We start from the raw sequence: 25,231 nt of genomic DNA on the forward strand, positions 1-25,231 counted from the left end.
GGTTCTCCAGGGGTGGTCACGCGGGGCTGCCCTTGCGGCTGAGCAGCACCCAGAGCAGGAACGGGCCGCCGAGGACGGTGGTGACGATGCCGACGGGGATCTCCACCCCGCCGAGCAGCACCCGTCCCAGGGTGTCCGCGAGGACGACGAGCAGGGCGCCGGTGAGGGCCGAGCCGAGCACCGGCACCCGTGCGGGTCCGGCCAGCCGCCCGGCGACCACCGGCGCGGCCAGTGCCACGAAGCCGACCGGCCCGCAGACGCCGACCGCCAGCCCGGCCAGGGCGACGGCCAGCAGCAGGCAGGCGAGCCGCACCCGGCCCGGGTCGACGCCGAGCGCCGAGGCGACGCTGTCGTCGAAGCGCAGCACCGCCAGGCGCCGGGCCGCCACCAGGGCGAGCGGCACCAGTACGGCCAGCCCGACCAGGACGGGCGTGGCGATCGCGAGGTCCCGGCCGTTGAGGCTGCCGGAGGTCCAAACGTACAGCGATCCGGCCGAGTTGAGCGAGCGGCGGGCCAGCGCGACCTGGATCACCGCCGAGGCCAGCGCCGACATCGCGAGGCCGACGACCAGCACCCGGTAGCCGCGCGCGCCGAGCCCGCCGGAGACCAGGGTGACCACCAGGACGGCGGCCAGCGCGCCGAGCGGTCCGGCCCACCAGGCGCCGAAGGTGCCGGAGGCGGTGGCCGAGATCAGCACGGCCGCGGTCGCGCCGTCGTTGACGCCGAGGAGTTCGGGGGTGGCCAGGCGGTTGCGGGCGAGGGTCTGGGTCAGGCAGCCGGCCAGGCCGAGCGCGGCCCCGGCGGCGAGGGCGGCGACGATCCGGCCGAGCCGGAACTTCTGCACCAGCAGCACGTCGAGGCGGTCGCCGTAGCCGAACACGGCCTGGAAGGTGCGGCCGAGGTCGAGTTCGCTCTGCCCGGCGTGGGCGGCGACCACCACGGCGGCGAGCAGGGCGGCGGCCAGGCCGAGCGAGGCGGCCAGCGCCCGGCGGGGGAGCAGTAGCGACCAGGCGCCGTACCGCAGTGCCAGGTCGGGCTTCGGGGCGGGCGGTTCGGCCCGCCGTCCGGCCGGCGGGGTGGCCTCGGCCGGGTCGCTGAGGGCGAGCGCGGCGGAGCGCCGGGAGCGGACGATGGCGATCAGGGCCGGGGCGCCGACGAGGGCGACGATCACCGACACCGGCGCCTCGTAGGGCCTGGCCACCACCCGGGCCAGCACGTCGGCGCCGGTCAGCACGGCCGCGCCGAACAGTCCGGCGAGCAGGGTGAGTCGGCCGATCCGCGGACCGGCGAGGGACCGGGCGAGGAAGCCGGCCAGCAGGCCGAGGAAGGACACCGGCCCGGCCAGGGCGACCGCGGAGGCGGTCAGCAGGGTGACCGCGACGGCGACCGCGGCCCGGGTGGCGCCGGGGCGGTGGCCGAGGCCGCGGGCCAGGTCGTCGCCGAGCGCCAGGGCGGTGAGCGGCCGGGTGGTGAGCGCGGCGAGCAGGAAGCCGGCGCCGAGGACGGGGGTGAGCCGGGCGAGTGTGCTCCAGCCCTCCACCCCGGCCAGTGAGCCGAGCACCCAGACCCGGTAGCGGTCGTAGGCCTCGGGCGAGTTGACGATCAGCACACCGGTGAGCCCGCCGAAGGTGGCGCCGACCGCGGAGCCGCCCAGCACCAGCCGCATCGGCGAGCCGCCGCCCCGGCTGCCCGCGATCAGCAGCACCAGCGCGCTGGCGAGCACGGCGCCGCCGAAGGCGAAGGCGAGGTAGCCGTAGGAGCTCTGGACGCCGAGTACGGCGATGCCGAGCACCACGCCCAGCGAGGCGCCGGCGTTGACGCCGAGCAGGCCGGTCTCGGCCAGCGGGTTGCGGGTGACGGACTGCAGCTGCGCCCCGGCGACGCCGAGCGCCGCGCCGACCAGCAGCGCGGTGAGGGTGCGCGGCAGTCGCAGGTCGCCGACGACCAGGGCCAGTCGGCCGTCGGCGCGGGCGCCGTCGTGGTTCAGCAGGTAGTCCAGCACCCGGCCGGGGCCGACCTCGCCGGCGCCGACCGACAGCGAGAGCGCGGCCAGGGCGAGCAGGAGCACCACCGCCGCCGTGACGGCCGGCCAGGTGGGGCGGGTGCCCTCCGGGCGTCCCCCGGGCCCCTCCGGGCGACCCCCGGGCCGTCGGGGCTCCGGCGCGGTGGCGGGGGGCGCCTTGGTGACGCCGGCTTGCGACAATGTCATAAGGTAAGGCTAACCTAATGGTCGAGTCCGTCCCACGGGGCCCCTCCGCCCCGCCGAACGACCCGGACGCTGCTCAACTCCCGTACCACCGTTGCCCGGAGGCACCCATGCCGTTCGCCCGTCGCCCGCTCAGCCCCGTCCGCCGCCGTGCGGCCCAGGCGCTGGCCGTCACCGGGGCGGCCGCGCTCCTGCTCACCGGCTGCGGCTCCTCCGGCTCCTCCTCCTCGGGTTCGTCCGCGGCCGCCTCCCCGGCGGCCGACGCGGCGGGCGGCGGCAAGGGCGGCGACACCGGCAAGCGCACCGTCAAGGACGCCACCGGCAAGGCCGTCGAGGTCCCCGCCGAGCCCAAGCGGATCGTCACCCTGACCCAGGAGGACCTGGACGCGGTGCTCGCCCTCGGCGTCAAGCCGGCCGGCATCACCAACGGCCAGGGGCTGGCCGAGCCGCCCGCGTACCTCAAGGACAAGGTGCAGGGCGTCCCGGTGGTCGGGAACCTGCTCCAGCCCGTGATGGACAAGGTGATCGCCGCCAAGCCCGACCTGATCCTGGCCGGCGACATGCAGGACGAGCAGGTGCTCAAGCAGCTGCGCGAGATCACCCCCGCCACGCTGGTCACCATGGCGCCCACCGACGACTGGAAGCTCGCCTTCCGGGGCATCGGCAACGCCGTCAACAAGCTCGACCAGGCCAACAAGGTGATCGGCGACTACGAGGCCAAGGCCGCCAAGGCGGGCGGCGAGCTCGGCAAGAACAAGGGCGCCGCCGTCTCCATCGTCCGCTGGAACCCCACCGGCCCGAGCTGGATGGAGAAGAAGCAGTTCGCCAGCGGCGTCGCCCTGGACATGGGCCTGACCCGCCCGGCCGCGCAGGACAAGGACGGCAACGCCCACAGCCCGGCGCTCAGCCTGGAGAAGCTCAACGAGATCGACGGCGACTGGCTGTTCCTCTCCACCCTGACCGACGACGGCAAGACCGCGCTCAAGGACGTCCAGTCCAAGCCCGCGTACCAGGAGCTGGGCGCGGTGAAGAACAACCACGCCGTCACCGTGGACGGCTCGGTCTGGTCCACCCGGGGCGGCCCGCTCGCCGCGGACGTCGTCATCGGCGACCTCGCCAAGGCGCTCGGCGGCAGCTGAGCGGGCGCCGGTCGAGGGGGAGCTGCCATGGAGTTGACGATCCAGGGACTCAGTGCCGGCTACGGGCCGGGGCGCCCGGTGCTCGGCGGCGTCGACCTCACCGTCCCGGCCGGCCGGGTGGTGGCGGTGGTCGGCCCGAACGGCTGCGGGAAGTCCACCCTGCTGCGGTCCGTCGCGCGGCTGCACCGGCCGGACGGCGGGCGGGTCCTGGTCGGCGGCGAGGACGTGTGGCGGCTGCGCCCGCGCCAGGCCGCCCACCGGGTCGCGCTGCTGCCGCAGAGCCCGCAGGCCCCGGAGGCGGTGACCGTCGCCGGACTCGTCCGCTACGGCCGCCATCCGCACCAGGGGCTCTTCCGGCAGTGGTCGGCGGAGGACGAGCGGCTGACCGCCGAGGCCCTGCGCGCCACCGGCGTGGAGGAGCTGGCCGACCGCCGGCTCGACCGGCTCTCCGGCGGCCAGCGCCAGCGCTGCTGGCTGGCCATGGTGCTCGCCCAGGACACCCCGGTGGTGCTGCTCGACGAGCCGACCAGCGCGCTCGACCTCGGGCACGCGGTGGAGGTGCTGGAGCTGGTCCGCCGGGTCGCGGCGGGCGGGCGGACGGTGGTCATGGTGCTGCACGACCTCGCGGCGGCCGCCCGGTACGCGGACCTGCTGGTCGCGCTGCGGGACGGCACGGTGGTGGCCTGCGGGCCGCCGCGCGAGGTGGTGGACGCTCCGCTGGTGCGGGCGCTGTACGACATCGACAGCCATGTGCTCGCGGCGCCGGGCGACGGCGCGCCGGTCATCGTGCCCCGGGCGCCGCTGGGCTGACGGGGCGGGGGCCGAGCGGTCGTCGGGTCGCCGGGACGGAGGGGGTCGCCGGGGCCGGGGGACGGGCGGGGCGGAAGGACGGGCGGGGCGGCTGCGTGGGGGCAGCCGCCCCGCCTTTTTCGTCTCTTCGATCACCCGTTCGAGTGGTTTGAAGTCTGCATGTCACGGCCGGAGTTCACCCCGCCCGTCGCGTTGTCAGTGGGCCTCGCTACGTTCCTCGCATCGCTGGTCAGCAGGCGATCGACAGGTGTTTCCCGGTGGGAGGAGTACGGCCGTGGCATGGGTGGAGACGGACGCGGGAGGGTACCGCGTGGCGCTCGACGGGGAGGGCAGGGTGGCGTGCCGCAACGCGGCGGGCCGGGACCTCAAGTCCCTGCCGTCGAAGCTCGGTGACGACCGCGTGGTCGTCCAGCTCAAGCAGCTCGCCGAGTGGCTGGCCGCGCACGAGCGGGGCTGCCTGGAGGACGTCGAGCGCTGGATGGTCCGCTCGCTGCCGGTGCCCGCCGCGGTGCTCACCGCCGTGTGGCCGGACGAGGCCTGGCAGGGCGTCCTGAAGGACCTCGTGGTCACCGCCGTGGACGGCTCCGTGGCCGGCTTCCTGCGCGGCGCCGACGCCGAGCGCGGCCTCGGCCTGGTCGACCTGGACGGCGACACCGTGCGCCTCACCGACGGCGAGGTGCTGATACCGCACCCCGTCCTGCTCGAAGACCTCGACGAGCTGCGCGAGTTCGCCGTCGAGCTCGGCGTCTCCCAGCGCGTCCAGCAGCTCTACCGCGAGGTCTGGCACCGGCCCGCCGACGGGTCGGCCGGCACCGAGGTCACCACCTACGCCGGCGGCCGCTACCGGGAGCTGCGCGAACTGGTCGGGCGCTGCAACCGGCTCGGCTGCCGGGTCCGCGGCGGCTCCGCCGTCCAGTCGGTCACCGAGGGCGGGCGCACCGTCGAGGCCCGGGTCTGGGTCGGCGACTACTACGAGTACGACGCGTGCGAGACGGGCGCGCTCAGCTGGGCCGGCCCGGACGGCCGGGCCCTGCCGCTCACCGAGGTCGGACCGGTCGCCTGGTCCGAGGGCATGCGGATGGCCGCCGCCCTGTACGCCGGCCGCACGATCCAGGGGGAGGAAGCCGCATGACCGCCACCGGCCTGACCACGACCACCACCACCACCAACCCGGGCGGCAACGGCGCCGACCGCGCCGCGACGCCCGAAGAACTGCTCGACGCCGGGGCCGTGCTCCCGTCCGGCACCCTGCCCGACGCCGGCCGCCCCGACAGCGCCGCCGACGTGCTCACCGCCCGCACCTACACCCACCCCGCGCTCGACGGCCGCCGGATCGTCCGGCTCGTCCCCGGCGCGCTCGGCCCGGCCGAGGACCTCGCCCTCGACTTCCTCGGCCTGGCGCCGGAGGCCGGGGCCGCCGAGGTCGGCCAGGTCCGCCAGGAGGCGCTCGGCTTCCCCGCCTGGGCACTGGTCCACGACCCGGCCAACGGCCACCACGCGCTCGCCCTGGTCAAGGAGCTGGAGCGGATCGCCCGCCAGGCCGCCTCCAAGCCCGGCGCCGCCAAGGACGGCTTCGACGAGCTCGCCACCCGCCTCGGCCGCGCCGTCCCGCACTTCCTGCCCACCTTCTGCGAGGAGGTCGGCCGGATCTTCCTCGGCCACGGCAACCAGACCTACGCCGCCGCCTGGTTCGGCAAGGCCCGCGAGGCCGAGCGCACCCACGGCCTGACGGTGGACGAGGAGCGGCTGCGCGCCGTCTTCCTGGAGTTCGCCCTGGCCGGCGCGCTCACCGTCAAGTCGCTGCGCCAGTACGTCAAGGAGCTCGCCCAGCGGCTCGACCCGCTGACCGCCTGGCAGCGCTTCCGCCAGCTGTGCACCGAGCGCTCCGCGGCCGGCATGGCCCCGTACGCCGGGATCGCCGAGGACGCCCGCGCCCTGATCAAGGCCGCCGGACTGGACCGCACCGAGCACGAACGGGCGCTGCTCGCCGAGCTGCTGGACTCCCCGGCGGTCAACCGGGCGCCCGCCGCGTTCTGGAAGTCCTGGCACGGCGCGCTGGTCGAGCTCGGCCGCGACGACACGGCGGTCCGCACCCGACTGCTGGAACTGCTGCCCGACCCGGCCTCCGCCGACCCGGCCCCGCACGACACCGCCTGGCTGGCGGTGCTCGCCGAGACCGGCGCCGAGGAACTGCTCACCGGCCCCCGCGCCGAGGGCGCCGAGCCCGCCGCCGCCTGGCTCCAGCGCTGGTGCCACCACCACGGCCGCGGCTGGCGCAACCGGCCCAGCTGCCCGGCCACCCTCGCGCTGGCCGGCCGGATGGTCGAGCGGCTGAAGGCCGACGCCGTCCCGGTGGACCTCCACACCGGCATCCGTGCCAGCCACACCCGGATCGACCTGCTGGACCTGCTGCTGGCCGCGGGCGTGCCGGTGGCCGACCCGCCCGGCGGCCTCGGCTTCGACCTGCGCGACTGGGCGGCGCAGAGCGGCCCCGACAGCTCCGCCCTCACCGCCGTCGGCGCCGACGCGCGCTACCGGCCGCTGCTGCGCCGGGCCACCCCGCCCGCCTGGGAGACGGCCGTCCGGCGCCAGGCGCCCGCCGTGCCGCTGCTGAACGAGCTGTTCGCGGAGTGGGCCGAGGAGCGCGCCGAGGAGCTGACCGCCGCCCGCGGCCTGGCCGGCGCCGCCGACCTGGTCCGGTCGATCGGCCAGTACCACGCCGCCATCCGGACGGTCGCCCCGGCCGTCGCCGAGCGGATCGCCGCCCTCGACGTCACCGCGCTGCTCACCGACGCCCTCCGGGCCGGAATCCTGGACGAACTCGGCTGGCCCGCCCTGGAGGAGGCGCTCGGCAAGCTCGCCGACCCGCCCGCCGACGACGCCCCGCAGCACCCCGTCCCCAGCCTGGCCGGCGCCGGCCTGAGCGACCTGCTCATCGAGGACGCCTGGCCGCACCTGATCCTCGCCCGCCTCGACCGGGCCGTCGTGGTCGGCCCGCAGGGCATCGTGCTGGAGCACACCCTGCGGCTGCCCGAGCGGCCGTCGCACGAGCGCAACCGGACCAGGCTGCGCTTCGTCGACGGCGAACTGCTGGTCGTCTGGTCCGAGGAGGGCAAGCAGCTCGCGTACTGGTCCAGCCGCCCGGACGAGCGGTTCGAGCTGGAGGGCGAGACCATCGCCGGCTACTACTACCGCGACCGCGAGCCCGAGGCGCCCTCCCTCCAACTGCCCGGCGGCGGCCGCACCACCGGCGAGCGCCCGCTGCACGCCGGCGACACCCGGATGCCCCACGAGCACCCCGTCCTCGGCGACGGCACCGGCTACTGGACGATGCGCCGCACCACCGAGGGCGAGGCCGTCCTGCGCGAACTCGACCCGGCCACCGGCACCCTGGGGCGCACCGCCGAACCGCCGGTGATCGCCGCCACCGCCCACGCCGGCCGGCTGGTCCAGCGCAGCACCTGGCTGCTGCCGCTCCAGCCCGGCCTGGAGCGGACCCCGCTCGGTACCGACGGCACCGTGCTCGGCAACTGGGTCAGGACGGAGCCCGGCAAGGCCGTCACCACCTTCACGGCCGACGGTCACCGCATCGAGCTGCCGCTGGCCGGTCACCGGACGGACACCGTCCCGGTGGCCCGGCTCACCCTGCCCGGCGCGGCCGCCCCGGTGGTCAGCCACACCTCCGGCGAGCACTTCTCGCTCAACCTGCCCGACCTCACCGGCCAGGCCGACCGCACCGTCGACCTGCGCCCCGGCCGCTCCGGTGAGCTCTCCGCCGCGGGCACCCCGCTCATCCCGCCGTACCCGCACTGGCACGCCCTGCGCCCGCGTGACGAGGCGGGCTCGGAGGCACTGCGCGCGGTCACCGCCGAGCAGGCCGCCCGGCTGGTCGACGCCGCCTGGCCGGTCGACACCGAACCCGTCCCGGCCGGCGAACAGTGCTGGCTCACCATCCAGGGCGTGCGCCGCCCGCTCGCCCGGCGCACCTCGCGCACCCTGCCCGTCCCGGAGGTCGGCGCGATCCTGCCCGGCATCGCCCACCCGCGGCTGCTGGCCGGCGTCGCCGGGCTCGCCCGCACCGCCGCCGACCTGCTGGACCGGGTCGCCCGGTTCGTCCCGCAGCCGGAGGCCGAGCGCCCCGGCAAGGCGAAGAACGCCGAGTGGCGGCCCGACCACGGCCGTGACCACGAACTGCGCGACGCCGTGCGCGCCGTGCTGCCCGAGATCGGCGGCTTCGGCAACAACTGGGGCTCCGAGGAGCGCTGCCGGGTGCTCAACAACCTGCGCGCCGTCACCGCCGTGCTGGCCGCCCCGCCCGCCGCCGAGGGCGAGGGCTGGACCAGCCCCGCCACCGTCACCCTGCACAACGGCAGCGTCAGTTACGGCTGGCTCCAACTGCTCGGCCGGATCCACGCGCTGGCCTACGCGGTGGCCTCGCCGTTCACCGAGTCCGCCCACCGCTCCTCGCTGGTCCTGCTGCTCGGTGAGCTGACCAGGGGCCCGTTGGCCGACCGCGGCGCCACCCTGCGCGAGATCGTCCTCGCCGAGCAGGTGCCGCCGGCCCCGAACGCCACCGGCCCCCGGCCGGTCACGCCCCGCGAGGGCGAGGTGCTGCGGCACGGCGGGCGCACCGTCGTCATCATCGGCCACCAGCGCCAGGTCGCCGACGGCTGGGTGCACTGGCTCGCCGTCGACCACGACCCGAGCGGGGAGTTCGGCCCCGTCGCGCACTTCACCACCCTCGAGGAGCGCGGCACCGAGGAACTGGTCGACGCCGCCTGGGTCGCCAAGTTCTGGAGGGTCGCCGCGCTGCACGGATCCGTCCCCCGGGACGCGGCCAGGGCGGAGGCCTTCAACGAGCTCACCGGCATCGGCACCGCCCGCTCCGCCCTGCTGCTCAGCCCGCCGTCCGGCCTGCTGTACTGGACGGACATCTCCGCGCCCACCGAACTCGGCCTCAAGGCCGCCGAGTTCAAGGCCGCCCGGGCCTGGCTGCGCGGGCACGACCACAACGGCCTCGCCGCCGTCTGGGGCGCCCTGCTGCCCGCCGACCCGAAGACCCTGTGGACCGAGGGCCCCGACATCGCCGCCGGCGCCGAGGAGTGGATCCGGCGCTTCGGACGGCTCGTCACCCTCCCCGAGGAGGCCCTGGCCACCGTCCAGGGCGTGTCCATCGACACCGTCGAGGCGGTGCTCAACCCCGCCCACACCCCGTGGCTGGCCGGCCGCACCGGCTTCCGGTTCACCGAGGTGGACGGGGTCGGCCAGCGGCTGACGCCCGAGGACGAGTCCGCCGTCCCCGAGACCGGCGCGCTCGGCTCCACCATCGCCGCGCTGCGCTGGCTCGCCTACCACCTGCCCGCCGACAGCCCGCTGCGCCCGCTGCTGCCCACCGCCGCCGCCGCGCTGCGCGACCGCCTCGCCGACCCGGAGCTGCTGCTCGACCTCGACCTGGTGCGCACCGTCAAGGGCGCCTCGCTGGCCGCCGTCCTGCGCACCCACTTCGGCCTGCCCGCCGAGGGCGGGGCCGACCGGGACGGCCTGGTCCACTGCGGCCCGGCGCTCGTCCTGACGCCGTACCACGAGGACTACGAGCGGATCTGGCTGCGCCCGGCCGCCCTCACCGGCCCGGACGACCCACTGCTCGAACTGCTCGACGGGCTCTCCAGCAGCTACTGGTTCTCCGCCGAGCGGGGCGCCATCGAAGCCGTGCTGCGCGGCGAGCCGGAGCAACTGGCCGCCTCCGCCGCCTCGGTGCCGACCCCCGGTGAGGGCCCGGCCTGGCTGCAGAACCCGCTGCTGTCCGTCCCCGAGCTGGTCGCCGAGGTGTCCCGCACCCACGGCCTGGGCGAGGACGCGGCCACGCTCTACCTCCAACTGCTCGCCCTGCCCGACCCGACCGACCGCAACGCCGCCCGCTGGACGGGCTGGAAGCCCGCCCGGCTGAAGAAGGCCCGCGCCGAACTCGCCGCCAGCGGCCTGGTGCTGGAGGCCAAGCGCTCCCGGGCCGGCCGCAGCCTCTTCCTGCCCGGCGGCTGGCAGGAGGCCAAGTCGCCCGCCCTGCCCGCCGAGACATGGAAGGCCGCCCTCTACGAACTGCCCACCCACCGGCCCGCGCTGGTCCCCCTGCCCGTCCCCGAGCTGTTCGCCCGGGCCTGGCAGCGGACCGTCGACGGCGACGCCCCCGGATACGAAGAGCTCCAGACCGGCAAGCGCAGGAAGGCCCGCCGATGACCGCCACCGAGACCACCAAGGGCGCCGCCGCCCCCGCCGCGGCCGACCGGCAGACCGTCCCGCCCGAGGAGAAGTACGCCGCCGAACTGGAGTTCCTGACCGCCCACGACAGCGGCCCGCGCCCGCCCGGCTGGCTCCTGACCCCGCGCGCCGTGGTCACCTTCGTGATGGGCAGCGGCGGCGAGAAGCTCAAGGCCGGGCGCAAGGGCCTGGTCATCGAGCCGAAGTTCGTCGGCGAGCGCGCCCTGGTCGAACGCTGCGTCGTCACCCTCGCCGGGGAGCGCGGCCTGCTGCTCGTCGGCGAGCCCGGCACCGCCAAGTCCATGCTCTCCGAGCTGCTCGCCGCCGCCGTCTGCGGCAGCAGCGCGCTCACCGTCCAGGGCACCGCCGGCACCACCGAGGACCAGCTCAAGTACGGCTGGAACTACGCCCTGCTGCTCGCCAAGGGGCCCAGCCGGGAGGCCCTCGTGCCCTCGCCGGTGCTCACCGCGATGACCACCGGCGCGGTCGCCCGGGTCGAGGAGGTCACCCGCTGCCTGCCCGAGGTGCAGGACGCGCTGGTCTCGCTGCTCTCGGAGCGGCGCATCGCCGTCCCCGAACTGGCCGGCACCCCGGACGGCCAACTGCACGCCGCGGCCGGCTTCACCCTGATCGCCACCGCCAACCTGCGGGACAAGGGCGTCAGCGAGATGTCCGCGGCGCTCAAGCGGCGGTTCAACTTCGAGACGGTCGGCCCGATCGGCAGCCTCGCCGCCGAGGTCGACCTGGTCCGCCGCCAGTCCACCGCCGCCGTGGCCCGGGCCGGCGCCGCCTACGCGGTGGACGACGCCGTCCTGGAGGCCCTGGTCACGGCCTTCCGGGACTTGCGCAGCGGCCGGTCCACCGAAGGCTGGGACGTCGAACGCCCGTCCACCGTGATGAGCACCGCCGAGGCGGTCTCGGTCGCCACCGCGCTCGGCGTCAGCGCCGCCTACCTGCCCGACGGCGGGGACCTGCTCGGCCGGCTGCCCGGCCAGCTCCTCGGCGTGGTCCGCAAGGACGAGCCGTCCGACGCGGCCCGGCTGCTCGGCTACTGGGACGGCCCGGTCCGCCGTCGTGCCGAGCAGGGCGCCGCCACCTGGCGCACCCTGTGGGACCTCCGTCCGGCACTGGAGGCCTGATCCGATGAGCAGCGCGGAGACCACCCGCCCGGACGACGCGGACCAGGCGGAGCACCCGGACCAGGCGGTCCGGGCCGAGGCCGACCGGCTGGCCGCCGCCGGCACCGGTCGCCCCGGCCCCTACCTGATCGGCGTGCGCCACCACGCGCCGTCCCTCAGCGCGGTGGTCCCCGCGCTGCTCGACGCCGCCCGGCCGGACGTCGTCCTGGTCGAGCTGCCCGCCGAGTTCCAGCCCTGGCTCGGCCCGCTCGCCGACGAGGCCACCCGGGCCCCGGTCGCCCTCGCGGCGGCCCCGGCCGGGCCCGAGGAGGCGGCCGGGCCCGCCTTCTACCCGTTCGCCGACTTCTCCCCGGAGCTCGCCGCCCTGCGCTGGGCCCGGCGCAACGGGGTGGAGGCCGTCGCCTGCGACCTCCCGCTCGCCCACCGCGCCGCCCGCACGGCGGAGCGCGGGCGCACCGATCGGATCCCGGACGCACCCGGCGTCGCCGACGCGCTGCGCCACCGCCTCACCGGCCGGGACTCCGACGAGGACCTGTGGGACCGCCTGGTCGAGACGGCCGCCCCCGGCTCCACCCCGGAGGCCGTCCGGCGCGCCGCCCTGCTGGTCGGCTGGGCGCTGCGCCGGGACGCCGAGACCGGCCCCGGCGTCGACCCGTACGACCTGCGCCGCGAGGCCTGGATGCGGTCCCGCATCCAGGCCGCCGCGGCTGGCGGGCGCCGGGTCGCCGCCGTGATCGGCGCCTTCCACGCCCCCGCCCTGCTCGGCGGTCCCCTCGCCACCGAGGAGCCGCCGCACCCGGACGACCCCGGGCACGTCCTGTCCCTGATCCCGTACGCCTACCCGCTGCTCGACGCCCGCTCCGGCTACCCGGCGGGCATCCGCGACCCGGAGTGGCAGCACACCGTCCTCGACGCCGGCGGCGACCCGGAACGCCTCGCCGAGGCGCTCACCACCACCGCCGTCCGGATCTGCGCGGCCCTGCGCGCCCAGGACCACCCCAGCGGCCCGGCCGACGCCCGCGAGATCGTCCGGCTGGCCGGCGACCTCGCCCGGCTGCGCGGCCACGCCGCCCCCGGCCGCGGCGAACTCGTCGAAGCGGTGCAGACCGTCCTCGCCCAGGGCGAACCCCTCGGCCGCGGCCGGGCCGTCGCCCGCGCCCTCGAACAGGTCCTGGTCGGCACCCGCACCGGCCGCCCGACCCCCGCCGCCCCGCGCAGCGGACTCGCCCCCGCCGTCGAGACCCTCCTCGCCGACCTCGGCCTCCCCGGCCCCGGCGACCCCGGCCCGCGCGACCTGCGCCTCGACCCGCTGCGCAGCGGCCTCGACCGCCGCCGCGAGATCCTCCTGCACCGCCTCACCGCCTGCGAGGTCCCCTACGGCGAGCCCGTCGCCACCACCGGCGCCGGCGGCACCGAGACCCTCGGCACCCGCTGGCGCCTGCACTGGACGCCCGCCACCGCCGCCATGCTCACCGTCGCCGGCACCCGCGGCGTCACCCCCGCCCAGGCCGCCGAAGGCGCCCTGCGCGCCCGCCTCACCGACCAGCCGACCCCGCGCGAGATCATCGACGGCCTCACCGCCGCCGCCTCCTGCGCCCTCCCCGCCCTCACCGAGGCCCGTCTCACCCAACTCACCACCCTCCTCCCCGCCTCCGCCACCCTCCCCGACCTCCTCGACGCCCTCGCCCTCCTCGACCGCCTGACCGCGGGCCACTTCCCCGGCCACACCCCGGCGGGAGCGGAGGAAGGCCCCGTCGCCGCAGACGACGGCCCGCCCGTGGCCGGCGCCCCCGTGGCCGGCCCGCCCGTGCTCGTCGCGGCCGGGGAGGTGCTCACCGTCGCCGCCGTGCGGCAGTTGGAGGGCCTGGGCGGGTCGGACGATCCGCAGGACGCGCGGGCGCTGGTGGAGCTGGTACGGCGGGCGGACCGGCTCGGCGGGGTGCGGCTGGCGTACGTGCTGGCCGGGCTCGCCGAGCAGGGGAGCCCGCTGGTGCGGGGCGCGGCCGGCGCGGTGCGGGTGCTGCTCGGCCAGGAGCCGGCCGAGGTGCTGGGCGGCCGGGCCGCCTCGTGGGTGGACGGCGCGACCGCTCCGGAGGCGCGACAGGCGCTCGGGCGGGCGCTGGTCGGCCTGCTGACGGCCGCGGAGGGGCTGTTCGACTCCGCGCCGCAGGCACTGGAACCGCTGCTGGAGCGGGTCACCTCGCTGCCCGACGACGCCTTCCTGGACCGGCTGCCCGCGCTGCGCGGCGGGTTCGACACGCTCAGCCCGGCCGCCCGGGACCGGCTGCTGGCCCTGGTCGAGGAGCGTCTGGGCGCCCGGCTCGCCGCCCTGCCCGAGGAGGCCGGCCCCGCTGTGCTCGCCGGCTGGGTGCGCGCGGACCTCGCGGCGCGTGCGGCGCTCGCCCGCCGCGGCCTCCTGCCCGCAACGCCCGCGCAGCCCGCGGCCGTTGCACCATCGCCCGCGGCCCCGCCGCCTGCCTCCGACCCCGTTCCCGTCCCCGACCCCGCCCGTACCCTCGCCCCCGCCGAGCGTTGGCGGCTGCTCCTCGGCCGCCCCGGCAGCGGCGGCCTGACCGGTCGCGGTGCCCGACTCGCCACCGCCCTGGACGAGTTGTACGGCAGCGGCCACGGCGAGGGCTCCGGCCCGGGCCTGGACAGCCGGGGCGGCAAGGGCGGCCGCGAGGCCCCGTACCCCGGTGTGCGGGAGTGGGCCGAGGAACTGGAGTCGCTGTTCGGCCCCGGCGTGCGCGAGGAGGTGCTGGCCGCCGCCGTCGCCCAGGGCCGCACCGACGTCCTGGAGACGATCGACCCGTCCGCCGTCCGCCCGTCCGTCGAGCTGCTGCGCACCGTGCTGGACCACGCGGGCGGTCTGCCCGAGGCCCGGGTGGCCCGGCTGCGCCCGCTGGTGCGGCGCCTGGTGGACGAACTGAGCCGGGAGCTGGCCACCCGGCTGCGCCCGGCCCTGACCGGGATCGCCGTGCCGCGCCCGTCCCGCCGCCCGGGTGGCGGGCTGGACCTCGACCGGACCATCCGGGCCAACCTGGCCACCGCCCGCCGCGCGCCGGACGGCGGCACCCTGATCGTGCCCGAGCGCCCGGTCTTCCGGACCAGGGCGCGGCAGGCCAACGACTGGCGGCTGATCCTGGTCGTGGACGTCTCCGGGTCGATGGAGGCCTCCACGGTGTGGGCCGCGCTGACGGCCTCGATCCTGGCCGGGGTGCCCTCCCTGAGCACCCACTTCGTCGCCTTCTCCACCGAGGTCCTGGACCTCACGGAGCGGGTGGACGATCCGCTGGGCCTGCTGCTGGAGGTGAGCGTCGGCGGCGGCACCAGCATCGCGAGCGGGCTGCGCTACGCGCGGGAGCTGGTGACGGTGCCGTCCCGCACGCTGGTCGCGGTGGTCAGCGACTTCGAGGAGGGCGGGCCGGTCGGAGGGCTGCTGGCCCAGACCCGGGCCCTGGTGGACTCTGGCGTGCACCTGCTCGGCTGCGCGGCGCTGGACGACACCGGGACGGCCCGCTACTCGAAGGCGGTCGCGGGCCAACTGGTCGCGGCCGGAATGCCCGTGGCGGCGTTGAGCCCGCTGGAACTGGCCCGCTGGGTGGGGGAGAAGGTGCGATGAGCGTGACGGCGCGGACGAGCGACTGGCCGGGTGTGCGGCCCGAGGTGGTCGCCGAGGTGGTGGCCGGGCTGAGTGCCCGGCTGCAGAAGCGGCTGGACGGCGCGGCGGCGAAGCTGGCGGAGCGACCGGTGGCCCGGGAGGGCGACGAGTGGCGGGTGGAGGTGGACGAGGAGACGGTGCTCGTGCTGCACGCCCCGGGCGGGGTGGTCGCGGCGGAGGCCGGCGTCCGCTGCGGCTGCCTGCTCGCCCCGGCCTGCGTGCACCGGGCCGCGGCGGTCACCCTCTGCCCGCTCGCCGAGGCCGAGGCCGAGCCGGGGCCGGAGCCCGAGCAGGAGCCCGAGCCCAGGAGTGACACGCACGGCGCGCCAGGGGAGCCGACCGGCCGGCCGGCCGCCGACCCGATCGCCGGCGACCCGCTCACCGCCGTCGAACTCGCCGCCGTCCGCCACCTCCACCGGGCCGCGGCCGCCGTCCTGGCCGCCGGGGTGAGCGGGGCGGGCGCTGTCTCCCAGGCCGAACTGCTGCGCGCCGCCCACCGGGCGCGCCTCGCGGGCCTGCACCGCCCGGCCGCGGCGGCCGTCACCGTCGCGACCAGGGTCCGGGCGGCGCGCTCCGGCGCGCCCGACCACCGCCTGGTGGACCTGGTCGCGGGCCTGCGCGAACTCCTCGGCCTCACCACCGCCCTGGCCACCGGCACCGCCCCGGTCGCCGAGCTGCGCGGCACCGCGCGCCAGGCCTACCGGGAGGAGGGCGGTCTGCGGCTCTACGGCCTGTTCGCCGAGCCGGTGCTGACGGCCACCCATGCCGGTGCCGTCAGCTGGGCGGTGGACGCCGACGGGCGTCTCAGCACGATCGCCGAGGTGATGCCGCACGACGACGCGGCCGCCGCCCCACAGGCGGTCGGGGCGGGCAACCGGACGGTCCGGTTGGGCGACGCCGCGCTCAGCCACCGCGAGTTCAGCCGAGCCGGGCTGGCCGTCCAGGGTGCGACCAGGTCCGGTGGTGGTCGGCTGGGCGCCGGGGCCTCGGTCCGGGCGGTGCGGGCGACGGGCGCGGCATGGACGGCGGAGCCGGCCGCCCGGCTCTGGTCGGAACCGGCCTCCGCCCAGGTGGCCCGGGCACTCGCGGCGCAGGAACTGCCGTACGAGAGCCGCCCGGCCGGGAGCGACCTGCTCTTCCTGGACGTCACCCTGCTGGGTACGGCCCCCGGCCCGGGCGGTGCACCGCAACTGCTGGCGCGCTGCACGGCGAGCGGTGCGCAGGGCGGTCCGGTGATCGTCCTGCGCCCGGCGCACGAGCACCCCGACCTGCCGTTCCGGGCGAACCTCGCGCTGCTCGCCACCGCCCCCGGCCTGCGACTGCGGGTGATCGGGCGGCTGGAGCGCGCGGACCGTCCGGAGCTGCGTCTGCTCGCGATCGGTACACCCCCGGCCGCCCCCGACCCGCTCGCCCTGTCCGCGGACCGGGCGGGCCGGGTCAACCTCGGCCTCGAACGCCTCCAGACCGCCGACCTCGCCGCGTCCGCGACGGCCTCCGCCACGGTCGGCGAGCCGGCGGACGGGTCGGCGGAGGAGCCGGCGGACGGATCGACTGCCCCGGCGCCGTACGGCCCGCCCGTCCACGTGCTCGGCCGCCGGGTCGAGCAGACGGTCACCACCGGTCGGCACGCCCTCGCCCCGAGCGAGGCCTCGGCGGCGGCCGACCGCGGTCTGCTGCGCGCCGCCGGGCTGGCCACCGCCGCCGAACTCCTCGACGGCCTGCGGGCCTCCGCCGCCAACCAGCAGCGCGACGTCTTCGGCCGGATCGTCACCGACGACCACGAGGATTTCGCCACCGCCTGGCTGACCGCGGCCTCCTACACCGAGGAACTGGCCACGGCGCTGTGCGCGTCGGCCTGGTCCGGGGAGGGGTGAGGAGCCGGTCGTGTGCGGCCCCGCGGTGTCCTTCGACGCCCCGGGCGGTGGGCGGGCCGGACCCTCGTGCGGGGTCCGGTCGCTCACCGCAGGACGGCCTCCGCCCCGCCGTCGCGGCGGCTGACGGCCCGGAGCGGAGGCCCTCGACGGGGAACCGGCGGGGGTATAAGCCGAACTATTTGCACAGTCCGATATTCCGCGCCAAATGGCATACTTGTCACAGGAAGACACGGGACGAAACCTCGTACGAGACCCCGGACGAGAGACCTCACACGGGGCCGCGTCCGGCACACGGCACGAGCAGCGCGACGGAAGGGTAGGCGTCATGGGAATCCGCGACGATGCGGCCGAGATCCGGGCCCGCGGCTGGCGGACGCTCGCCGCGCTGCACGGCATGATCGACACCGCGCTGGAGAAGGCGCTCCAGGCCGAGTTCAAGCTCTCGGTGGTCGAGTACACGGTGCTGGAGGCGCTCTCCCGCCAGGACGGCTGGCACATGCGGATGCAGCAGCTGGCCCGCGCGGCGGCGCTGAGCAGCAGTGCGACCACCCGACTGGTGAGCCGCCTGGAGGACCGGGGCCTGCTCGGCCGGTTCCTCTGCGCGGACGACCGGCGCGGCATCTACACCGAGCTGACGCCCGAGGGCCGCGACCTGCTGACGGCGGCTCGCCCGGTGCACGACGCCGCCCTGGAGGCGACGCTGGCCGAGGCCACCGAGGTCCCGGAGCTGGCCCCGCTGGTCGGGTCGCTCGCCGAACTCCACCCGGTCCACGCCAACGCCTGAGCCCCGCACCGACGGCTGAGACCGAGGCGGGCCGCCCACGGAAGCGGTCCGCCCGGCCCGGATCGTCCGGCAGCACCTTGACCTCGCCCAGCGCCGAGCGGTCGAAGCGCAGGTCGAAGCAGCGTCACCGCCACTCCTCGGCCTCCCGGACGGTGGGGGAGTCCGCAGAGGCCCGCTGCGGGGCGGAAGGGGCGGAAGGGGCGGACGGCGCGGGGTGTTGCGCCCCGTACACGGGCGTCGCCGGGCCGAGTTGCCCGGCCGGGCCGGCGTCCCGGGCCCGTTGCGGTACGGCCGCTTGGGCGTGCGGCGCACCGTCCGAGCCGTCGTCGGGCCGTGGTGCCGGGCGGCGCTGGTCCACCGCGGGGCTGCCCGACAGGTCGTACATGCGCGGCAGCACGGGCCGGGGCACGACCACGGCGCCGGGGAGTCCGGGGATCTCGGCGCCGACGGCCAGGCCTCCGTTGGCGGGCGCCTCGGCACCGCCGACCCCGGCGGCACCCGTCCCGGCAGCCGCCCCGGCGCCGTCCGCGCCGTAGGGGACGGCCGGGGCCCCCGGGGCGCCGAACGGTCCCGGGCCCGCCTGGCTCCCGCCCGGCAGCCCGCCGTGCCCTGCGGCCGTCGCACCCGGCGGCTCCTGCCCGAGGGCTTCGGACGCGGAGCCGCCCCCGACCCCCGCCCCCGCCCCAGCGTCCGCCCCCGCTCCGGCCCCTGCCCCCACGTCGGTCACGGGAGCCCGGGTGATCCGGGCCCCCGAGGGCAGCCCGGACACCGCGGCCGACTGCGCCGCCTGCTCCAGCAGCGCCGAGGGCACCAGCACCGCGGCCCGGGTGCCGCCGTACGGGGACGGGTGCAGGGTGACCCGGACGTCGTGCCGGGCGGCCAGGTGGGCGACGACGAACAGGCCGAGCCGCAGGTCGTCGCCGAGCGCGGAGACGTCCAGGTCGGGCGGGTCGGCCAGGTACGCGTTGAGGCGCTGGTACTCCGTCTCGGTCATGCCGAGTCCGCGGTCCTCGACCTCGACCGCCAGGCCCTCGGGCACCTCCTTCGCGGAGATCTGCACCTGGGTGTACGGCGGGGAGAAGGTGGTGCCGTTCTCGATCAGTTCGGCGACCAGGTGGATGACGTCGGCGACGGCCTGCCCGCCGAGCGAGACGCGCGGTACGCCCCGGACGACGACCCGGGAGTAGCTCTCGGTCTCCGAGACGGCGCTGCGCAGCACGTTGACCACGGGTACGGCGTTGCGCCAGCGCCGGGCGGGGAGGTCGCCGCCGAGGATGACGAGGTTCTCGGCGTTGCGCCGCATCCGGGTGGCCAGGTGGTCGACCGCGAACAGTTCGCGCAGCAGTTCCGGGTCCTCGTGCTCGCGTTCCAGCGCGTCCAGCATGCTGATCTGCCGGTGGATCAGGATCTGGGTGCGCCGGGCGATGTTGAGGAAGACCTTCTTCGTCCCCTCGCGGCCCTGGGCCTGGTGGACGATGGCGGCGACCGCGGCCTGCCGGACGGCGGCGAGGCCCTCCGAGGCCTGCTGGACGTCGTCGCCGGTCCGTCGGGAGGGTGTCCAGGCGGCCGGGGCGGGCACCTGCTCCCCGGCGCGCAGCCGTCCGACCACCTCGGGGATCTCCTGCTCGGCGAGCGCCATGGTGTCGGCCCGCAGTTCGGACAGCCGCGCGGACAGTGCCCAGGCGGTCCGGATGCCGCGGACCAGGCTGATCAGCACCACCGCGGCGACGACCGCGCTGCCGGCCAGCAGCGCGGTGCGCTGGCCGGAGTCGCGCAGCAGGTAGGCGGCGTAGCCCCAGGCGGCGGCGAGGCCCAGGCTGGGGACCAGCACGGCGGCGAGGAGCGGGCTGCGGAGCGAGCCGGACCGCCCGGCGCGGTGGCCGGTGCGGGGGGCCGGTATGCCTGGCATCTGATTCCTTGCTGCAGGGCCGAGTCGCGGGGCCGGGTCGTGGAACCCGGCCGTCGAACCCGACCGCGGGGCCGGGTCGTGGAACCCGGTCCTGGAACCGGGTCGTGGGGCCTGGCCGCGGGACCGGCGCGCCGGTTCGGACCGGTGGGTCCGAGCGGCGGGCCGACCCGTACGGCGCGGCCGGGTCGCAGGGAGCCGGGGCCGGGATCCGTCGGAGCCGGTGACGTGGTGTCACCGGTCCGGCGGGGTGCAGCACGGCCGCCGACGGCACGGAACGCTATCAGCCCGTGGTGCGGTCGGCGCAATATCAACTGGCTCTGCGCACAAGGCCGATGGCCTCGCGATGGTGCCCGCGCCGGACGCTCCGCCGGCGCGAAGCCGCAGCTCACGGCCCTCGGCCCGGTCGGGCCGACGGTCCTCGGAGGTCGGGGACGGCCACGGGAAGGATGCGGCAGGAACAGGTCAAGTCGCGCCGCGGCGGGCGGGATCTCAGCCTGCCAGCGGCATCGGCAGCACCCGTCCGCCCAGGCCTGGCGGCTTCTCCACGTGGGCCTCCCGCTGGGCGGCGAGTTCGCTCCAGGGCCAGCTGGTCAGCTCGGACAGCTCCGCCGACCACTGCTTGCCGTAGGTGCCCGAGGCGAACTGTCCGAGCCGCAGCCGCTGGACGTCCGAGGTGCCGGCCGGCGGGTAGACGTGGGTGGCGTCCCGCAGGTAGCGCTCGATACGGAACTCGGGCTGGAGGCCGCGGGCGGCGTGGATCTCCATGGCGTTGCGCGCGGAGTCCAGCGCGTACTCGGTGTTGATGAGCTTGGCGTTCATCAGCTCGGCGTCGCAGGCGCGGCCGTGGTCGAGCAGGTGGGAGGCGTGGTAGGCGGCGAGCCTGGCGGTCATCAGCCGGGACTGCATCTCACCCAACTTGAGCATGATGTTCGGGAGTTGGTTGATCGGCCGGCCGTACAGGACGCGCCCCTCGGCGAACCGGACGGTGTCCTCGACGATCGCGGTGTGGATGCCGAGTGCGACGGCGGCGAGGTTGATCCGGCCGTAGAGGGTGGAGGAGGAGTAGGCGACGTCCAGTCCCCGCCCCTCCCGGCCGAGCCGGTTTCCGGCCGGGATGCGGCAGTCCTCCAGGATGATCTCGCCGAAGCTGAAGCCGTGCAGCCCGCTCTGGGAGCCGGGGGAGCCGGTCCGGAACCCGGGGCGGTCGCTCTCGACCAGGAAGGCGGACAGGCCCCGGCTGCCCTGGCCGGTGCGCAGCACCACGCCGTGCACGTCCCCGATGTGGGAGTTGCCGACGAACCACTTGCGGCCGTTGAGCACGTACTCGTCGCCGTCGCGGACCGCGGTGCCGGTCATCCCGAGCACGTGCCCGCCGGACTCCGGCTCGGTGACGGCGATGGTCGGCAGGCACTCTCCGGAGGCGAACTTCGGCAGCCACGTGCGGCGTTGGGCCTGGGAGCCGTAGTGGAGGACCTTGGCCACGCCCAGCTGGGAGGCCTGCGCGATCGAGCCCGCGGCCCCGCTGACCCGGGCCAGCTCCTCGATGATCACGGTCTTGGCGACGTGCCCCAGCCCGAGGCCGCCGAACTCCCGGGGAATCGTCACGCCGATCCAGCCCTGCCGGGCGATCTCCCTGGCCAGCTCGACCTCGATCGTCCGCTCGGCCTCCATCCTGGCCACCCGCGGACGCACCTCCTTCTCCGCGAAGTCACGGACCTCGGCGCGAAGGCCCTCGTGACGGTCGTCGGTGAAGTAGTCCATCGCCATGCTCCGGTCCTCTCGATACGTGTGGTGCCGTGCCTCCGTCCGTGCCGTCGATGCCGCTCCGGCGACCCCTACGGGGGGCGGTGGGTGTGCGGGGGTGTCGGCCGGTCGCCCCGGTGCGATCGGCGCATGCGTCACCGGGCGGTGTCCCGGTGACGGGAACCGTCCGTGTCTTCGGCAGGGCTCATTGTTGTATGGGGTACCGGGGCATCCCAGAGTCGATCTTGGATTGGCGCGATTCGGCCCGTCCCCGTCGGGAGGGGTTTCGTCCGGGTGCCGGGCGGGAATCGATCTTCGCTTCCGTGACGGTCCGTCGACCGGTCGTCCACATGCGGTTTTGACGAGCCATCGGCAAGGCTCCGGTGCGGCTCCGGCCGGGCGCCGGAAGGACTCCGGAAGGACATCGGCAGGACTGAAGAACGGTCGATCGGACCCGCCCGGGCGTTCTGATGTCTGGTTACATGTGCGCCATGACAGATGTGATGAGCACTCAAGGCCAGTTCCCGGGTGCCTCCGGGGAGTCCGCGCGAACCCGCAGGCTGCGCGGCCTTGGGCTCAACGACCCGTCCGCGGACGAGGCCTTCGACCGCTTCGCCCACCTGGCAGCCAGTATCACGCGCGCTCCCATCGCGATGGTCAACTTCATCAACGACGAACGCCAGATGTTCCGGGGGCTCTACATTCCGCCAAGTTCGGCCGACGCCGCGGCCGAGGACGGATCGTCCTGGGCGGAACGCGGCATCGCCTTCGACCTTCCCACCCGCGAGATGCCGCTGAGCCACGGCTTCTGCCCGCACGTGGTCGCCCAGCGCTCCCCCCTCGCCCTCGACGACATCCTCGCCTACCCCCGGTTCGCGGGGAACCCGGTGGTGGACGAACTCGGCGTCCGCGCCTACCTCGGCGCCCCGCTCGTCGACGACACCAACACCGTCATCGGCACCGTCTGCGTGCTCGACCGGGAACCCCGGCAGTGGGGGCGCGAGCGGCTGCGCGACATCCAGCACCTCGCCGAGGCGCTGCTCTCCGAGATCCGGCTGCGCGACAGCCTGCTCGCCCAGCGCCAGGAGATGTTCGCCGCCTTCGACGGCTCGCCGTACCCCATCCTGCTCACCGAGGGTCCGGGCCAGGAGATCCGCTACGCCAACGCCCAGCACGCCGACACCTTCGGCGCGCCGACGGCGTACGGGACGATCGGCGCCGCGTACCCGCAGCTCGGCGCGGCGGGCCTCGAACAGACCGTCGTGGAGGCGTACCGCACCGGTCGCACCGCCGTCCTCGACAACGTCCGGATGCAGGCCGCCCGCCCGGACGCCCAGCGCGGCCGGCAGGTCTTCAGCTTCACCTGCACCCCGCTGCGGGCCGCGCTCACCGGCCGGATCAACGGCGTCCTCACCGTCGGTATGGACATCACCGCCCAGTCCCGCACCGAGGAGGAGCTCGGCACGCTGGCCGCCCTGCTCGTCGACCGGCTCCAGCAGAGCGGCGGCTCCGTGCCCGGACGCTCGGCCATCGCGGGCGAGGCCGGTCCCGTCCTGCCCGGCTGAACCCCGGCCGGTGCGGACCGCCCACCGCCGTGGCGGGGCGCCTCTCACCCCCGTGGAGAGGACCCCGCCACGGTGTCGGTGCGGTGCCGATGGTGTCGGCGCGGTACCGCCCGGGCCCGTCCGAGATCGTCCGGTGCCGTCCGAGATCGTCCGGTGCCGTCCGGTGCCGTCCGGTATCGGGAGTTCGCCGGGATGCCCGCGGGATCCCCCCGGGATTCCGCCGGGCCGAGCGGGTGAACCGTCCCCGCTCCGCCGCCCCGACCGGGCCCGCGCCCGGGGTGCCGGGTGGTAGGCATGGGCCGCATGGACTGGTTCGCCGCCCCCGACTACTGGCTGAGCCGGCTGCTCGTCCAACGCCTGCTCGCCGCCCTCTACCTGATCGGATTCCTGGCCGCCGCCGCGCAGTTCCGCGCCCTGATCGGCGCCGACGGCATGCTGCCGGTGCCCCGGTTCACCGCCCGGGTCCCGTTCCGCCGATCCCCCGGCCTGTTCCACCTCCACTACAGCGACCGGTTCTTCGCCGCCGTCGCCTGGAGCGGCGCCGCCCTCGCCGCCGCGGTGGTGGGCGGGCTCGCCGACGCCGTCCCGCTCTGGGCGTCCGTCCTGCTGTGGGCGGTGCTCTGGGTCCTCTACCTCTCCATCGTCAACGTCGGGCAGACCTGGTACTCCTTCGGCTGGGAGTCCCTGCTGCTCGAAGCCGGCTTCCTCGCGGCGTTCCTGGGCAACGCCGACACCGCCCCGCCCACCCTGGTGCTGTGGTTGATGCGTTGGCTGGTCTTCCGGGTCGAGTTCGGCGCCGGACTGATCAAGCTGCGCGGCGACAGCTGCTGGCGGGACCTGACCTGTCTCCGGTTCCATCACGAGACCCAACCGATGCCCGGACCGCTCAGCTGGTTCTTCCACCACCTGCCCGCCCCGGTCCACCGAGTGGAGGCCGCCGCCAATCATTTCGTCCAACTCGTCGTACCGGTGGGTCTGCTGCTGCCGCAGCCGATCGCGAGCTACGCGGCCTGCGCCGTCCTCGTTACCCAGTTCTGGCTGGTCGCCTCCGGCAACTTCGCCTGGCTCAACTGGCTGACCATCGTCCTCGTCCTCGCCGCCGTTCAGCCGGCCCGCCTGGGCCTGCCCGTCCACGCCCGCGCGTACCCCGGCGCGCCGCTCTGGTACGAGGCGCTCGTGATCGCGTTGACCACCATCGTCGTGGTGCTCAGCTACTGGCCGGTGCGCAACATGCTCTCCCGCGCCCAGGCCATGAACCGCTCCTTCAACCGGCTCCACCTCGTCAACACCTACGGCGCCTTCGGCAGCGTCAACCGGCTCCGCCAGGAGGTGGTGGTCGAGGGCACCGACGAGGCCGTGCTCACCCCGCACACCGTCTGGCGCGAGTACGGCTTCAAGGGCAAGCCGGGCGATGTCCGCCGACTCCCGCGCCAGTTCGCGCCCTACCACCTGCGGCTCGACTGGCTGATGTGGTTCGCCGGCATCTCGCCCGCCTACGCCCGCCCCTGGTTCCTGCCCTTCGTCACCCGCCTGCTGTCCGGCGACCGGGCCACCCTGCGCCTGCTGCGCCACAACCCGTTCCCGGACGCTCCGCCGACCCACGTCCGGGCGACCCTCTACCTCTACCGGTTCACCGATTGGCGCGAACTGCGGGAAACCGGCGCGTGGTGGCACCGCACCGCGCTCGGCGAGTACCTCGCTCCGGTCGATCTGCACGCCGTCGGCCGGGCCGGGTACCGGCCGCCGCTCGGCCGACGGGGGCCGGCACGGGGACGCGGCGTACGGGAGGTGCCGCTGGAGCGGTTCCGTCGGCCCGGCAGGCGACGGGACATGCGGCCGGACAGGCGGCCCGGGCCCTCCGGCGGAGAGCGGCGGGAGGACGCGGGATGAGGGCCGGCGGTGTGGAGCCGTGAGCAGCGGAGACACCCGTCCGGACCAATGCCGGGCCACTTCCGGACCAGCTCCGGAGCGGCGCCGGACCACCCGGTCGGACCGCCCGAGTGGCGGCCAGGCGGGCGGTATGGCACACGACACCCGCCCGTCCGGGCGGTGGGTGCGTGCAAGGCTCGAACGGGCACCCGTATTCTGGGCGTCCACACCGGCAGCCCGACCGCGCGCCCCCTAGCCCCGCCCCAGGGGCGACCCC

Annotated in this window: 13 protein-coding genes; 10 read left to right on the forward strand and 3 right to left on the reverse strand. The window is 76.1% G+C overall.

From position 1 onward, the window contains the following. Window positions 1–16 precede the first annotated feature (16 nt). Window positions 17–2,209: a Fe(3+)-hydroxamate ABC transporter permease FhuB gene (gene fhuB / locus AMK13_RS25135; protein ID WP_079272422.1), complete on the reverse strand. Its 2,193-nt coding sequence runs from the start codon at window positions 2,207–2,209 to the stop codon at window positions 17–19. A 107-nt stretch (window positions 2,210–2,316) separates the two neighbouring features. On the opposite strand from fhuB, the gene AMK13_RS25140 reads away from it, so the two are divergent. The 8 genes from AMK13_RS25140 (at window position 2,317) to AMK13_RS25175 (ending at window position 17,868) form a co-directional block, all read left to right on the forward strand. Then, a complete protein-coding gene (locus AMK13_RS25140) occupies window positions 2,317–3,345 on the forward strand; it encodes an ABC transporter substrate-binding protein (RefSeq protein WP_074004181.1) in 1,029 nt (342 codons plus the stop codon). A gap of 27 nt (window positions 3,346–3,372) precedes the next feature. Continuing rightward, entirely contained in the window at window positions 3,373–4,155 is a 783-nt protein-coding gene (locus tag AMK13_RS25145; protein WP_074004182.1) for an ABC transporter ATP-binding protein, read from the forward strand. A gap of 274 nt (window positions 4,156–4,429) precedes the next feature. After that, the gene (locus AMK13_RS25150) at window positions 4,430–5,287 is read left to right on the forward strand and encodes a DUF4132 domain-containing protein (protein WP_049658519.1); all 858 of its coding nucleotides are present in this window, start codon (window positions 4,430–4,432) and stop codon (window positions 5,285–5,287) included. Further along, entirely contained in the window at window positions 5,284–10,389 is a 5,106-nt protein-coding gene (locus tag AMK13_RS25155) for a hypothetical protein (RefSeq protein WP_074004183.1), read from the forward strand. Before AMK13_RS25150 ends, AMK13_RS25155 begins: the two co-directional genes overlap by 4 nt. Continuing rightward, the gene (locus AMK13_RS25160; protein ID WP_074004184.1) at window positions 10,386–11,549 is read left to right on the forward strand and encodes an ATP-binding protein; all 1,164 of its coding nucleotides are present in this window, start codon (window positions 10,386–10,388) and stop codon (window positions 11,547–11,549) included. Before AMK13_RS25155 ends, AMK13_RS25160 begins: the two co-directional genes overlap by 4 nt. Window positions 11,550–11,553: 4 nt before the next feature. After that, on the forward strand, window positions 11,554–15,171 hold the full coding sequence (locus tag AMK13_RS25165) for a vWA domain-containing protein (protein WP_079272423.1): 3,618 nt from the start codon (window positions 11,554–11,556) through the stop codon (window positions 15,169–15,171). After that, a complete protein-coding gene (locus AMK13_RS25170; RefSeq protein WP_074004185.1) occupies window positions 15,168–17,084 on the forward strand; it encodes a hypothetical protein in 1,917 nt (638 codons plus the stop codon). Before AMK13_RS25165 ends, AMK13_RS25170 begins: the two co-directional genes overlap by 4 nt. Before the next feature lie 325 nt (window positions 17,085–17,409). Continuing rightward, on the forward strand, window positions 17,410–17,868 hold the full coding sequence (locus AMK13_RS25175; protein WP_049660429.1) for a MarR family winged helix-turn-helix transcriptional regulator: 459 nt from the start codon (window positions 17,410–17,412) through the stop codon (window positions 17,866–17,868). Between the two features lie 124 nt (window positions 17,869–17,992). On the opposite strand, the gene AMK13_RS46035 is transcribed toward AMK13_RS25175, so the two are convergent. Next, window positions 17,993–19,777 carry a sensor histidine kinase gene (locus tag AMK13_RS46035; protein ID WP_074004186.1) on the reverse strand — a complete coding sequence of 595 codons (1,785 nt, stop codon included), beginning with the start codon at window positions 19,775–19,777 and terminating at the stop codon, window positions 17,993–17,995. A 489-nt stretch (window positions 19,778–20,266) separates the two neighbouring features. Next, window positions 20,267–21,544 (reverse strand): acyl-CoA dehydrogenase family protein, encoded by a 1,278-nt coding sequence (locus AMK13_RS25185; protein WP_063780157.1) that lies wholly within the window; start codon window positions 21,542–21,544, stop codon window positions 20,267–20,269. Window positions 21,545–22,011: 467 nt separating this feature from the next. Here AMK13_RS25185 and AMK13_RS25190 point away from each other — a divergent pair, with 467 nt between their 5' ends. Further along, complete coding sequence (locus tag AMK13_RS25190) at window positions 22,012–23,085, forward strand: GAF domain-containing protein (RefSeq protein ID WP_079272425.1); 1,074 nt, start codon at window positions 22,012–22,014, stop codon at window positions 23,083–23,085. Between the two features lie 303 nt (window positions 23,086–23,388). Next, on the forward strand, window positions 23,389–24,975 hold the full coding sequence (locus tag AMK13_RS25195) for a lipase maturation factor family protein (RefSeq protein WP_079272490.1): 1,587 nt from the start codon (window positions 23,389–23,391) through the stop codon (window positions 24,973–24,975). Window positions 24,976–25,231: the final 256 nt, after the last annotated feature.

Source organism: Streptomyces sp. CB02056 (assembly GCF_001905545.1).
Taxonomy (GTDB): domain Bacteria; phylum Actinomycetota; class Actinomycetes; order Streptomycetales; family Streptomycetaceae; genus Kitasatospora.